Origin of the sequence: Allokutzneria sp. A3M-2-11 16, assembly GCF_024213555.1 — a bacterium.
Taxonomy (GTDB): domain Bacteria; phylum Actinomycetota; class Actinomycetes; order Mycobacteriales; family Pseudonocardiaceae; genus Allokutzneria.
Window position 1 is genome coordinate 3,503,758 of record NZ_JANAVO010000001.1, and the last position, 12,442, is coordinate 3,516,199.

The following is a 12,442-nucleotide window of genomic DNA, read 5'->3' on the forward strand; positions in this document are numbered from 1 at the left end:
GCTCCGCCACGGGTCCGCGGGGGTCAGGAGATGGTCGTGGTGGTGAGCGCGGGGTTGGGGTCGGGGTAGCAGGCGGTCGGCGCGTCGACGTCGCCGAGGATCGTCTGCGCGGTGGCGATGAAGGTCAGGCCCGGATCGGCGAAGCTCGTTCCGCCGAGCTTGGACTCGATCGTTCCGGAGCTGCCCGCCTTCAGGTTCACCGTCAGCGTGGGCAGTTCGAAGTCGGCACCACCGGCGAGGGCCGCGGAAAGGCGGAGCACCAGCGTCCCGTTTTCGTGGGTCACCGTGGCTTCGCCGACTCCGGAACCGCCGGACAAACTCGACGAGACATACGTCGAGTTCGCCGGTACCGGAACCTTCAGTGCGAAGTTCTTGACCTGTTTGAGCGTGTAGTCGCCGACCTTCGCCGGAACCTTGTTCGGGGCCGGGTCGACGACGACGGCCACATCCCCGCCCGCGGCGACCGTGGCCGGCGCGGTGGCTGTGACCTCTTGGTTGAGCGTGGCGGAGACCTTGCCGATGGGCGTGGTCGCCTCGCATTTGTAGACGATGGGGGCTGCGGCGGCAGGAGTGGCCAACGCGAATACCGGTGCGATGGCCATGGCGGCGACGAGAGCGATTCGAGATGCAGGGGACATCTGCTGACCTCGCTTCTTCAACATTCCCGACAACGGCGGCGGGAATGCGAGCATCACACGGGGCCTACCTCCGGGTAACCCGCCGAAGGTCGGGGTTCGCGTCCGTGCGGGCGCCGGAGCAGGGTCGGCGCCCGCACGGGGGATCAGGCGATCTTCGTGGTGGTCAGCGCGGGGTTGGGGTCCGGGTAGCAGGCCACCGGGGCGTCCACCGGGAGCGGGCCGAACTCGGCGGTGCCGGTGAAGGTCAGGCCCGGCTTGTCGAAGCTGGTCCCGCCGAGCTTGCTCTCGATGGTCCCGGACGCGCCCGCCTTGAGCTTCACGGTGATCGTGGGGATCTCGATCGCGGCGCCGCCCTTGAGCGGCCCGGCGAGCGTGACCACCATGTTCCCGCCCTCCTGCACGATCGTCGGCGTGCCGACGCCGACGCCGCCGGAGAGCGCGACCGAGATGAACGTGGAGTTCGCCGGGACCGGCACGGCCAGCTTGAAGTTCTTCACCTCGCGCACCTTCACCCCGTTGATCGTGCCCGGGATGGTGCTCGCGGGCGGGTCGAAGACCAGCTCGAACTCCGCGCCGGGCTTGACCGTCGCCGGCGCCTTGGCCTCCATGGCCTGGGTGACGCTGGCGTTGATCGGGCCGATCGGCGTCTTGGCCTGGCAGGCGAAGGTCACCGACGCGGCGGATGCGGGGGTGGCCAGGGCGAGCACGGGGGCGAGCGCCAGTGCAGTGACAAGGGAGCCGCCAAGGGCGATGCGGGCAGGGCTCATCGACGAAACCTCGCTTTGTGAATGGTGCGCTCCCGGCTTCGGCGGCGGGAGGAAAGCGAGCCTCGCACGGCCAATGCTTTCCAGTGATGCGACGAAAGTAGGTTCTCGCCTTCAGTGAATTCTGGTCACGGGAATTGGCTCACCACGGTACGGGCGGTATGAGCCCGAGAAAGGCGGCGACGATCAGCACCGCCGCGACCAGCACGGCCGTGGTGTCGATCCGCCGCGTCGTCATGCCGACCGCGCCGCGTGGAAAGCCGCGCCCAGCGCCGCGTCGAAGCGGTGCAGCACGAGCTCGGCCACCTCGACGTCGTCCCCGAGCGGCGGGGCCACCACGGCAGATGGCCCGGCGAGGTCGATGATCCGGTCCGGCAGCCTGCCCGGCGCGAGGAACCACGAAGCCACGGCGATCCGCCGCGCACCACGGGCTTTCAGCCGCTCCACGGCCGCGGGCACGTCGGGCTGGGCCGACGCCGCGAACGCCGCCTCGACGCCCGCCCACCGCGAGCCGCGCTGCCACCGCCGCGCCACATCGGCCACAGCGGCGTTCGCGGGCGCGTGCGAGGACCCGGCCGCCGCCAACACGACGCCGAGCTCAGGATCAGCGGGGTCGACGCCAGCGGACAGCAACCGCCGCCACGCCGCCGACTCCAGCCGCGGATCGGGACCGAGCACGTCGGCGATGCGCACGTCCAGAAGTGGTTGCCGCGCAACGGCTTCCGCGACCGCGCCCGGAACGTCGACCCGCGCGTGGAATGCGCTGCCCAACAGCAACGGCACCACGACGGCCGACCGCTCGACACCGCCCAGCACCTCGGGAAGGCGCGGCGCGGACAGATCGAGGAAGGCCGCCCGCACGTCCAGCCCCGGCCGGAGTCGGCGAACGACGTCCAGCAGCTCCGAAACCGTTGCCGCGGAACGGGGATCGCGACTGCCGTGGGCGACTGCCACCAAAGGAATCGTCATGCGGGGGCTCCGGTGAGGCCGCGGGAACGGAGCACGCGCCGTTCCAGTGGACGGAAGAAGAGCAGGTCGACGCCGACGCCGACGGCGAGGATGAGCAGGATCGCGGTGATCACCGTGGACATGTCGGTGAGCAACCGGCCCTGTTCCAGGAGCTGGCCGAGGCCGATGCCGAGGTCGGGGGAGCGCGCGATGATCTCCGCGGCCATCAGCGAGCGCCAGGAGAACGCCCAGCCCTGCTTCAACCCGGCCAGGTAGCCGGGCAGCGCCGCGGGCAGCAGCACGTGCCGCGCCGACTGGAGCCGTCCGGCGCCGAGCACCGAACCGACCCGCAGCAGCAGCGGTGGCACCTGGTCGATCCCGGCCACCAGGCCGTTGGCGATCGAGGGCACGGCGCCGAGCAGCACCACCGCGTAGATCATCGAGTCGTTCAGGCCGAGCCAGAGCACCGCGGCGGGCACCCACGCCACGGACGGCAGGCTCTGCAGGCCGCTCAGCAACGGGCCGATCGCGGCGCGCACCACTCGTACCCGCGCCACGACCAGCCCCAGCGGTGTGCCGATCGCCACCGCCACGAGAAAGCCGAGCACCGCGCGGTGGGTCGAGGTCCACAGCGTCTCAGTGATCCGGCCTTCCCCGGCCAACCGCACGAACTCACCCGCCACCGCCAAGGGCGACGGCAGTTTCCACTCCGGCCACAGCGCCGAGGCCCACAACGCCTGCCACACCACGATGATCAGCACAACGGCGACGGCCGGCGGCAGCACGACCGCGGCGAAGCGGCGCAGTCCGCGAGGCCCCCGCTGCTCGGCAGCGGGGGTGTCCAGCGCGTCCAGTCCCGCTTCGAGCGCCCTGTGGTCAACCTCTGGCATGACTGGAGATCACTCCTCGCAGCTCACCGGTGATCTCGTGCGCCAGGTCCTCCCCGCCGTCGCTGACCTCCCACTCGCGGACCACTCGGCCGGGCCGGGAGGACAGCAGCACGACGCGCTGCCCGAGCCGCACCGCCTCGCGCACGTCATGCGTCACGAACAGCACGGAAGTGCCGGTCTGCGCCCAAATCCGCCGCAGTTCCCCTTGCAGCACATCGCGGGTGATCGCGTCCAGCGCGGCGAAGGGCTCGTCCATCAGCAGCAGCGGAGCGCCCGTGTCACTGTCGTCGAGGGTGGTCGCGAGCGCGCGGGCCAGTGCGACCCGCTGCCGCATACCGCCGGACAGCTCGTGCGGGCGCTTGCGGGCGGCATCGCCGAGGCGCACCAGGTCGAGCAGCTTCGCGGCCCGCTCCTCGCGTTCGGCGCGCCCGATCCCGCGCAGCTTCAAGGGAAGTTCGACATTGCGCGCGGCGGTCAGCCACGGCATCAGCGCGGGCTCCTGGAACACGACGGCCGGTCGTCCACTGTGGACATCAACGACACCGGTCGTGGGCTTGTCCAGCCCGGCGACCAGTGACAGCAACGTGGACTTGCCGCAGCCGGACGCGCCGAGCAGGCAGACGAACTCGCCGGGCTTGACGTCGAGGTCGACACCGTCCAGCGCCGCGACGGTGCCGAAGGACTTGCCGACGCCGGAAAGCCTTACGACGTGGTCAACACTGGTGGCCTTTTCGAGGATCGCGGTCATGGCAGCCTCACTTCTTGTCGAGTCCGGAAGCGTCCACTGTGGCCAGACCGCCCGCCTTCAGCGCTTCGTTGAGCGCCGTGACGTCGACAAGGCCCTTGAGGTCGATCTCCTGCTTGGTCACACCGGCCGCCACGGCGTCCTTCGACAGCTTGGGGAAGCGCCCGGCGAGTGGGTCGAACGAGAACTCGATCTGACTGAAAGCGCGGTCCAGCACCAGTTCCGCGAGCGGCTTGCCCGCGTTCTTGGCCAGGCTCGCGTTGACCACCTTCTTCGCCGCCGCGGGTTCGGTGTTGATCCACCGGACCGCGGCGACGTGCCCGCGCAGCAACGCTTTCACGGTCTCCGGGTGCTTCTTGGCGAACTCGGTCCGCACGATCAGCACAGTGGTGGGGAACTTGCCTTCCGGCCACAGCTGCCGCTCGTCGACGAGCACCTTCGCGCCCGCCTCCAGCACCAGCCGCGACGCCCACGGCTCCGGCAGCCAGCCGCCGTCCAACTGTCCACTTCGGAACGCGTCGAACGTCTGCGGGTTGTCGGTGGTGAGCACCTTGACGTCGTTGCCGCCCGTCGTGTCGACCTTCAGGCCCTGCTGCGCCAGCCACGCCCGCAGCGCCACGTCCTGCGTCCCGCCGAGCTGCGGGGTCGCGATCGTCTTGCCGCGCAACTGTTCCACCGAAGTGATCTCCGGCTTCACCACGAGCTGCGCGCCACCGGAGGCCGCGCCCGCGATCAGCCGCACGGCCTCGCCCTTGGTCTTGGTGAAGGCGTTGATCGTCGGGTTGGGGCCGACGAACGTGGCGTCCAGCGAGCCGGACAGCAGCGCCTCGATCGCGGACGGCCCCGCGTTGAACGCCTGGGTGCTCAGCTTCGTCGCGCCGAGTTCCTTGGCCACGAAGCCCTTTTCCTGGTCGATGCCGACCAGGGCGGCCGCGTGCGTGACGTTCGGGAAGAAGCCCAGCCGCAGTTCCGCGGCCGGTCCGGCGTCGGCGATCGGCTTGTCCTCGGCCGGACCCCCGTCGGCACGGGTGCACGCGCCGAGCGCCAGGGCGGCGACGACTGCGATCGCGATGGTGCGGAGCACGTGACCCTCCTGAAAGGGGATTAGGGGCCGGGGGAGAGCTGGACCGGTACACCGCCGCGCAGCGGCAGTGGTGCGCCGACAAGCCCAGCGGCGAGTGTGCCGCCGTCCGCCGGGTCGATCACCAGGAACGAGCCCGTGCGGCGGCTCGCCACGTAGTCGTCAACCGGCAGCTGCTCCGAGGTGCGGATCACCACGCGGCCGATCTCATTGAGCGACAACGCCTCCGGACCGTCCACAAGGGACAGGTTCTGTTCGTCGAAGCGCCCGGAGAGCTCGGTGACGATGGCCTGCACGGTCCTGGTGCCGTGCTTGACCAGTACGCGAGCGCCCGCGCGCAGCGGTTTCTCGGCCAGCCAGCAGATCGTCGCGTCCAGCTCGTCGACGAGCTTCGGCTGGTCGTCGGCCGCCGCGATCACATCGCCGCGGGAGATGTCGATGTCGTCGGCCAGCAGCACGGTGACCGACTGGCCCGCGGTCGCCTCGCCGAGCGGGCCGTCCGCGGTGTCCACGCGCTCGATGCGGCTGCGCCTGCCGGACGGCAGCACGACCACCTCGTCGCCCGGCGTCGCGACACCCGCCGCGACCTGCCCGGCGTAGCCCCGGTAGTCGGGGTGCTCCGGCGTGCGTGGGCGGATCACGTACTGCACCGGGAAACGCAGCGGCACATCGCGCGGGTCCGGCGCCACGGGCACGGTTTCCAAGTGCTCCAACAGGGTCGGCCCGGTGTACCAGGGCGTCTGCTCGGAGCGCTCGACCACGTTGTCCCCGTGCAGCGCGGAAACCGGCACGATCACCAGTGCGTCGGCGGTGTAGCCGAGACCGGTGACGTACTCGGTGAACTCCCGCGAGATCGTGTCGAACACCGCCTTGTCGAAGCCGACCAGGTCGATCTTGTTGACCGCCAGCACAAGCCGGGGAACGCCCAGCAGTGCCAGCACCGCGGCGTGCCTTCTGGTCTGCTCCAGCACGCCTTTTCGCGCGTCCACCAACAGGATCGCGAGCTGCGCGGTCGAGGCGCCGGTCACGGTGTTGCGGGTGTACTGCACGTGGCCTGGGGTGTCGGCGAGCACGTAGCTGCGGTTGGGCGTGGCGAAGTAACGGTAGGCCACGTCGATGGTGATGCCCTGCTCACGCTCCGCCCGCAGCCCGTCCACGAGCAGCGACAGGTCCGGAGTGGACAGTCCACGGTCCGCGCTCGCGCGGTGCACGGCTTCAAGGGTGTCGGCGAGCACGGACTTCGTGTCGTAAAGCAGGCGTCCGACCAAAGTGGACTTGCCGTCGTCCACGCTGCCCGCGGTCGCGAGCCGCAACAGGTCGCTCATCAGAAGTACCCTTCCCGCTTGCGGTCTTCCATCGCGGCCTCGGAGAGCCGGTCGTCGGCGCGGGTGGCCCCGCGCTCGGTGAGCCTGCTCGCGGTCACCTCGGTGATCACTTCGTCCACAGTGGACGCCTCGGACTGGACGGCGCCAGTGCACGAGCCGTCGCCGACGGTGCGGTAGCGCACGGTCATCTCGGTGACCGGCTCGTTCTCCCTCGGCCCGCCCCACGGTCCAGAGGTCAGCCACATGCCGTCGCGCTGGTAGACCTCGCGCCGGTGGGCGAAGTAGATCGAGGGCAGCTCGATGTTCTCCCGGTCGATGTAGCGCCACACGTCCAGCTCGGTCCAGTTGGACAGCGGGAACACCCGGACGTGCTCGCCGGGGCGGTGGCGGCCGTTGTAGAGGCTCCACAGCTCCGGCCGCTGGCGGCGCGGGTCCCACTGGCCGAAAGCGTTGCGCAGGCTGAAGATGCGCTCCTTCGCCCGCGCCCGCTCCTCGTCGCGCCGACCGCCGCCGAACACCGCGTCGAACTTGCCCTCGGTGATCGAGTCCAGCAGCGGCACCGTCTGCAGCGGGTTACGGGTGCCGTCAGGACGCTCGGTGAGGCGGCCGTCGTCGATCCAGTCCTGGACCTTCGCGACCACCAAGCGCGCGCCGAGCTTGTCCACGAGGTTGTCGCGGAACTCGATGACCTCGTCGAAGTTGTGCCCGGTGTCCACGTGCAGCAACGGGAACGGGATCGGCGCGGGCCAGAAAGCCTTGTACGCCAAGTGCACCAGCAGCGTGGAGTCCTTGCCGCCGGAGAACAGGATCACCGGCTTGTCGAACTCGCCCGCCACCTCGCGGAAGATGTGGATCGCCTCGGCCTCAAGCGCGTCGAGTGTGAGATCTGCTTGCAGGATCGAACCAGAGACACTGTCCGTGACATCGATAGTGCCCTTACCCATGAAGACCACACTCCGTCTTGGCGAGTCCGGCCCAACGGCCGCTGCGCAGGTCGGCGCCGGGCAACGGCTTCGCGGTGCACGGTGCGCACCCGATGGACGGATATCCCTCCTGCACCAAGGGGTTCTCCAAGATTCCGTTCTCGGCGATGTAGTGGTTGAACTCGTCGTCGGTCCACGCCGCGATCGGGTTGATCTTGACGAGGCCGTTGCGCTCGTCCCACTGCACGATCGGCGTGTTCGCCCGCGTCGGCGCGTCCACCCGGCGCACTCCGGTCACCCACGCCTCGTAGCGCGCGAGAGTCCGTTGCAGCGGAACGACTTTGCGCAGCGCGCAACACTTGCCGGGATCGCGGGCGAAGAGGTCCTTGCCGTACTCGGCGTCCTGCTCCGCGACGCTCTGCTCGGCCTGGGCGTTGACGATGTTCACGTCGTAGACCGTCTCCACCGCGTCACGGGTGCCGATGGTCTCCGCGAAGTGGTAGCCGGTCTCCAGGAACAGCACGTCCACGTTCGGCTTCACCTTGGTGGCGAGGTCGATGAGCACGGCGTCCTGCATGTTCGACGCGACGATCCACCGGTCCCCGAAGGTCCGCGCCACCCACGCCAGGGCTTCTCCCGCGCTGGCCTCGGACAGTTCCACCGAAGCCTTCTCGGCCAACTCGCGCGTGGTCACCTGCTCACCTCCGCAGTCGTGGACGACAAACCGACGTACTTCACGGCGAACACGCGACGGCACCCACCGCACAACCAGGCACCGTGCGGCTCCGGCTCGGGACGAAGGTCCTCATCCCCGCAGTACGGGCAATAGAAAGCGGCTGCGCGTTCGCTCATTGCAGATCCGCCTCCTCGGCGCGGGTGACCCACTGAGCGAAGCGCTCGCCGTCCGTGCGCTGCTTCACGAAGTTGCGCACCACGCGCTCCACGTAGTCGCCGAGCTCGGCCGAAGTCACCTTGTGACCGCGCAACTTCCGCCCGAAACCGGAGTCCAGCCCGAGGCCGCCGCCCAGGTGCACCTGGAAACCCTCGACCTGCCTGCCATCGGAGTCGGTGACGATCTGCCCCTTGAGGCCGATGTCGGCGACCTGGATGCGGGCGCAGGAGTTGGGGCAGCCGTTGATGTGGATGCTCACCGGAGTGTCCAAAGTGGACTGAACATCGGCGAGCCGCTCCTCCAACGTGTCCACAAGGGACAGCGCGCGGGCCTTGGTCTCCACGATGGCGAGCTTGCAGAACTCGATGCCGGTGCACGCCATGGTGGAGCGCCGCCACGGCGAGGGGTTCGGCTGCAACCCGAGCTTGGCCAGCTCCTCCGACAGCGCGGGCACTTCCCGTTCGGCGACGTCGAGCACCACGAGCTTCTGCAACGGGGTGAACGCGACCCGCCGCGACCCGGCCCGCTCCGCCGTCTTCGCCAGCGCCACCAACGTGGAACCCGAGACGCGCCCGGCCACCGGAGCGGCTCCGACGTAGAACTTCCCGTCCTTCTGCCGGTGCACGCCGACGTGGTCGATCGGCCGCGCGAGCAGTTCCGGGGCGGGCCCGTCGAGCATGGGGCGCTTGAGGTACTCGGTCTCCATCACCTCGCGGAACTTCGCCGTGCCCCAGTCCTTGAGCAGGAACTTGATCCGCGCCCGGTGCCGCAGCCTGCGGTAGCCGTAGTCGCGGAAGACGCTGATCACCGCCTCCCACACGTCCGGGACCTCGTCCAGCGGGATCCACACGCCCAGTCGTTGAGCGATCATCGGGTTGGTCGAGAGCCCGCCGCCGACCCACAGGTCGAAGCCCGGCCCGTGCTCGGGGTGCTCCACCCCGACGAAGGAGACGTCGTTGACCTCGTGCGCGATGTCCTGCTGCCCGGAGATCGCCGACTTGAACTTGCGCGGCAGGTTCGCGTACGCCGGGTCCCCGATGTAGCGCTCGACGATCTCGGTGATCGCGGGCGTCCCGTCGATGACCTCGTCGGAGGAGATCCCGGCCACCGGCGAGCCCAGCACGACGCGCGGGCTGTCGCCGCACGCCTCGGTGGTGCTCAGGCCGACCGCCTCCAGCTTCTGCCAGATCGTCGGCACGTCCTCGATGCGGATCCAGTGGTACTGGATGTTCTGCCGGTCGGTGATGTCGGCGGTGTCGCGCGCGTAGGTCTGGGAGATCTCGCCGACGACGCGCAGCTGCTCCGTGGTCAGCGCGCCGCCGTCGATGCGCACCCGCAGCATGAAGTACTCGTCGTCGAGCTCTTCGGGCTCCAGCACGGCGGTGCGCCCGCCGTCGATCCCCGGCTTGCGCTGCGTGTACAGCCCGTACCAGCGGAAACGCCCTCGGAGATCACCCGGGTCGATCGAGTCGAAGCCGCGGTGCGCGTAGATGTTCTCGATGCGCGCGCGGACGTTGAGCGGGTTGTCGTCCTTCTTGGAGCGCTCGTTGGGGTTCAGCGGTTCGCGGTAGCCGAGCGCCCATTGCCCCTCACCCCGGCGCTGTTGCGGGCGCCGGGTCGGTGTGGTGGTAGGGGGGACCATCGGAGTCCTCCGGGGGTCTGGAGCGCTGGGCGCGCAGGCAGAGTCCCGGGACTACCGGTGGGAGAGCTCAGCCGACGCGACCGGCGCCGGCTGGATGAAGACAGACTTCGGCGCGGTCTACAGACCGAGCCGACACAGGGAACTGGCCACGCGCAACTGATCGACGTGGCGTCGAGCCACGAGCGGCAGGCCATCCGAGGTCATGCCTCGACGATGCCATGGGTCCACGGCTTGGTCTACCGCCATCCGAATACTGAGACACTGGGGTATGCCCTCTGCTCTTCCCCAAGGCGATCCGGCCCCGTCAAGCGGGGAATTGCCCCCTTCCGCGCTGGAGGGCCTCGGTACCCGTCCGTTCGGCGTGTACGTGCACGTGCCGTTCTGCGCGGCCCGCTGCGGCTACTGCGACTTCAACACCTACACGCCCGGAGAGCTGGGTTCGTCGGCCTCGCCCGAGTCCTGGCTTGAGGGTTTCAAGCACGAGCTGTCCCTCGCAGCGAGGGTCCTCGGCTCAGCCCCGCCGGTCGAGACGGTGTTCATCGGCGGCGGGACGCCCTCGCTGCTCGGTGTCTCCGGCCTCTCCGAGGTGCTGGACGGCGTCCGCTCCACGTTCGGGCTCGCTGAAGGGGCCGAGGTCACCACCGAGTCCAACCCGGAGTCGACCTCGCCGGAGTTCTTCGCGGGCCTGCGCGAGGCGGGCTACAACCGGATCTCGCTCGGCATGCAGTCCGCGGCCAGCCACGTGCTGAAGATCTTGGACCGCAAGCACACCGCGGGCCGGGCCGTGGCCGCCGCCCGCGAAGCCCGCGCCGCCGGGATCGAGCACGTGAACCTGGACCTCATCTACGGCACACCGGGGGAGACCGACTCCGACCTCAAAGCAACCTTGGAGGCCGTGCTGTCGGCGGGCGTGGACCACGTGTCCGCCTACGCGTTGATCGTCGAGGAGGGCACCGCGCTCGCCCGCCGCATCTCCCGCGGAGAGCTGCCCGCGCCCGACGACGACGTCCTCGCCGACCGCTACGAGATGATCGACGACATGCTCGGCGGCGCGGGCATGCGGTGGTACGAGGTGTCGAACTGGGCTCGTGACGTGGCCGCCGAATGCCGCCACAACCTCGGCTACTGGCTCGGTGGCGACTGGTGGGGCTTCGGGCCGGGCGCGCACAGCCACGTCGGCGGGGTCCGCTGGTGGAACGTCAAGCACCCCGCGCGCTACGCCTCCGTCCTGGCTTCAGGGGCTTCACCGGCGGCGGGCCGGGAGACCCTGACGCCCGCCGAGGCGCAGTCGGAGCGCGTCCTGCTGGAGATCCGCCTCGCCCAGGGCATGCCCCTGTCCGCGCTGCCCTCGCCTTCGGAAGCTTCGCGTGCCGCCGCCGACGGACTCCTCTCCCCCGAGGCGCTCGCGGAAGGCCGCTGCGTCCTCACCCGACGAGGCCGCCTCCTCGCCGACGCCCTCGTCCACCGCCTCCTCGCCTGATCCTGTTCGTGCGACCGCATAGAATTGGCGTTCACACGGGCGAGTGTGTGCTCAGCGTGTTCGGAGGTGACGTGCAGTGAACGCGGACGAGCGACGTCTGCAGGTTCTTCGCGCCATCGTCGCGGACTACGTGTCCACACACGAACCGGTGGGGTCGAAGGCCATCGTCGACCGGCACAACCTCGGTGTGTCCAGCGCCACGGTGCGCAACGACATGGCCGCGCTGGAGGAGGAGGGCTACATCGCCCAGCCGCACACCAGCGCCGGGCGGGTGCCGACGGACAAGGGCTACCGGCTGTTCGTGGACCGGCTGCACGAGGTCAAGCCGCTGTCCTCGGCCGAGCGCAGGGCGATCCAGCACTTCCTCGACGGCACCCTGGACCTGGACGAGGTGATGCGCCGCAGCGTGCGGCTGCTCGCCCAGCTCACCAGGCAGGTCGCCGTCGTGCAGTACCCGACCCTGACGCGCTCCACGGTGCGGCACGTCGAGGTCGTCCCGATCACCCCGGCGCGGCTGATGCTGGTGCTGATCACCGACACCGGCCGGGTGGACCAGCGCGTGGTCGAACTGGGCGACGTGATCACCGAGGACGCGACCGCCCGGGTCCGCACCGTGCTGAACTCCACCCTGGTCGGCCGCCGGCTCACCGAGGCGTCCGCGCTGGTCGCCGAGCTGCCCGAGGAGGCGCCCGCGGAGCTGCGCGACGCCATGCTGCGGGTCTGCACGGTGCTGATCGAGTCGCTGGTGGAGCACCCCGAGGAACGGCTGGTGCTGGGCGGTACCGCCAACCTCACCCGCAACGTCACCGACTTCCCCGGTTCCCTGCGGAAGGTGATGGAGGCGCTGGAGGAGCAGGTCGTCGTCCTGAAGCTGCTCGCGGCCTCGCGGGACCCGTCGACCGTCACCGTGCGGATCGGCGAGGAGAACGAGGCCGAGGAGATGCGCAGCACCTCGGTGGTGTCCATCGGGTACGGCTCGCCCGGCATGATCCTCGGCGGTATCGGGGTCGTCGGGCCGACGAGGATGGACTACGCGGGAACCATGGCGTCGGTGCGAGCCGTTGCCGCATACGTGGGAGAGATCCTGGCCGGTCGTTGACCGGCCGGACCGGAT

13 protein-coding genes are annotated in these 12,442 nt (G+C 69.8%); 2 read left to right on the forward strand and 11 right to left on the reverse strand.

Translation table 11 applies throughout. The features are described from left to right. Positions 1-23: 23 nt before the first annotated feature. The 11 genes from NLX83_RS17230 to NLX83_RS17280 form a co-directional block, all read right to left on the reverse strand. Positions 24-638, reverse strand: a complete 615-nt coding sequence (locus tag NLX83_RS17230; RefSeq protein WP_254235862.1) for a cyclase — start codon at positions 636-638, stop codon at positions 24-26. A gap of 143 nt (positions 639-781) precedes the next feature. After that, a complete protein-coding gene (locus tag NLX83_RS17235) occupies positions 782-1,405 on the reverse strand; it encodes a cyclase (RefSeq protein WP_254235863.1) in 624 nt (207 codons plus the stop codon). Positions 1,406-1,636: 231 nt separating this feature from the next. After that, a complete protein-coding gene (locus NLX83_RS17240) occupies positions 1,637-2,371 on the reverse strand; it encodes a sirohydrochlorin chelatase (protein ID WP_254235864.1) in 735 nt (244 codons plus the stop codon). Beyond that, a complete protein-coding gene (locus NLX83_RS17245) occupies positions 2,368-3,240 on the reverse strand; it encodes an ABC transporter permease (RefSeq protein ID WP_254235865.1) in 873 nt (290 codons plus the stop codon). The genes NLX83_RS17240 and NLX83_RS17245 overlap by 4 nt, the downstream gene beginning before the upstream one ends. Beyond that, on the reverse strand, positions 3,227-3,988 hold the full coding sequence (locus NLX83_RS17250; RefSeq protein ID WP_254235866.1) for an ABC transporter ATP-binding protein: 762 nt from the start codon (positions 3,986-3,988) through the stop codon (positions 3,227-3,229). The genes NLX83_RS17245 and NLX83_RS17250 overlap by 14 nt, the downstream gene beginning before the upstream one ends. Before the next feature lie 7 nt (positions 3,989-3,995). Next, the gene (locus NLX83_RS17255; protein WP_254235867.1) at positions 3,996-5,069 is read right to left on the reverse strand and encodes an ABC transporter substrate-binding protein; all 1,074 of its coding nucleotides are present in this window, start codon (positions 5,067-5,069) and stop codon (positions 3,996-3,998) included. 20 nt (positions 5,070-5,089) lie between these two features. Continuing rightward, entirely contained in the window at positions 5,090-6,391 is a 1,302-nt protein-coding gene (locus NLX83_RS17260; RefSeq protein ID WP_254235868.1) for a sulfate adenylyltransferase subunit 1, read from the reverse strand. Continuing rightward, entirely contained in the window at positions 6,391-7,335 is a 945-nt protein-coding gene (gene cysD, locus NLX83_RS17265) for a sulfate adenylyltransferase subunit CysD (RefSeq protein ID WP_254235869.1), read from the reverse strand. Before cysD ends, NLX83_RS17260 begins: the two co-directional genes overlap by 1 nt. Continuing rightward, positions 7,328-8,008 carry a phosphoadenylyl-sulfate reductase gene (locus tag NLX83_RS17270; protein ID WP_254235870.1) on the reverse strand — a complete coding sequence of 227 codons (681 nt, stop codon included), beginning with the start codon at positions 8,006-8,008 and terminating at the stop codon, positions 7,328-7,330. Before NLX83_RS17270 ends, cysD begins: the two co-directional genes overlap by 8 nt. After that, positions 8,005-8,166: an Insertion element protein gene (locus NLX83_RS17275; RefSeq protein WP_086827869.1), complete on the reverse strand. Its 162-nt coding sequence runs from the start codon at positions 8,164-8,166 to the stop codon at positions 8,005-8,007. Before NLX83_RS17275 ends, NLX83_RS17270 begins: the two co-directional genes overlap by 4 nt. Continuing rightward, complete coding sequence (locus NLX83_RS17280; protein WP_254235871.1) at positions 8,163-9,848, reverse strand: nitrite/sulfite reductase; 1,686 nt, start codon at positions 9,846-9,848, stop codon at positions 8,163-8,165. Before NLX83_RS17280 ends, NLX83_RS17275 begins: the two co-directional genes overlap by 4 nt. 268 nt (positions 9,849-10,116) lie before the next feature. Here NLX83_RS17280 and hemW point away from each other — a divergent pair, with 268 nt between their 5' ends. Beyond that, complete coding sequence (gene hemW, locus NLX83_RS17285; protein WP_254235872.1) at positions 10,117-11,328, forward strand: radical SAM family heme chaperone HemW; 1,212 nt, start codon at positions 10,117-10,119, stop codon at positions 11,326-11,328. A gap of 76 nt (positions 11,329-11,404) precedes the next feature. Continuing rightward, positions 11,405-12,427, forward strand: a complete 1,023-nt coding sequence (gene hrcA / locus NLX83_RS17290) for a heat-inducible transcriptional repressor HrcA (RefSeq protein WP_254235873.1) — start codon at positions 11,405-11,407, stop codon at positions 12,425-12,427. The last annotated feature ends 15 nt before the right edge of the window (positions 12,428-12,442 follow it).

What these genes read in the sequence shown, in the direction of transcription:
- NLX83_RS17230 (WP_254235862.1), bottom strand. Translation starts at nt 638, where the DNA reads ATGTCCCCTGCATCTCGAATCGCTCTCGTCGCCGCCATGGCCATCGCA.
- NLX83_RS17235 (WP_254235863.1), bottom strand. Translation starts at nt 1,405, where the DNA reads ATGAGCCCTGCCCGCATCGCCCTTGGCGGCTCCCTTGTCACTGCACTG.
- NLX83_RS17240 (WP_254235864.1), bottom strand. Translation starts at nt 2,371, where the DNA reads ATGACGATTCCTTTGGTGGCAGTCGCCCACGGCAGTCGCGATCCCCGT.
- NLX83_RS17245 (WP_254235865.1), bottom strand. Translation starts at nt 3,240, where the DNA reads ATGCCAGAGGTTGACCACAGGGCGCTCGAAGCGGGACTGGACGCGCTG.
- NLX83_RS17250 (WP_254235866.1), bottom strand. Translation starts at nt 3,988, where the DNA reads ATGACCGCGATCCTCGAAAAGGCCACCAGTGTTGACCACGTCGTAAGG.
- NLX83_RS17260 (WP_254235868.1), bottom strand. Translation starts at nt 6,391, where the DNA reads ATGAGCGACCTGTTGCGGCTCGCGACCGCGGGCAGCGTGGACGACGGC.
- cysD (WP_254235869.1), bottom strand. Translation starts at nt 7,335, where the DNA reads ATGGGTAAGGGCACTATCGATGTCACGGACAGTGTCTCTGGTTCGATC.
- NLX83_RS17275 (WP_086827869.1), bottom strand. Translation starts at nt 8,166, where the DNA reads ATGAGCGAACGCGCAGCCGCTTTCTATTGCCCGTACTGCGGGGATGAG.
- NLX83_RS17280 (WP_254235871.1), bottom strand. Translation starts at nt 9,848, where the DNA reads ATGGTCCCCCCTACCACCACACCGACCCGGCGCCCGCAACAGCGCCGG.
- hemW (WP_254235872.1), top strand. Translation starts at nt 10,117, where the DNA reads ATGCCCTCTGCTCTTCCCCAAGGCGATCCGGCCCCGTCAAGCGGGGAA.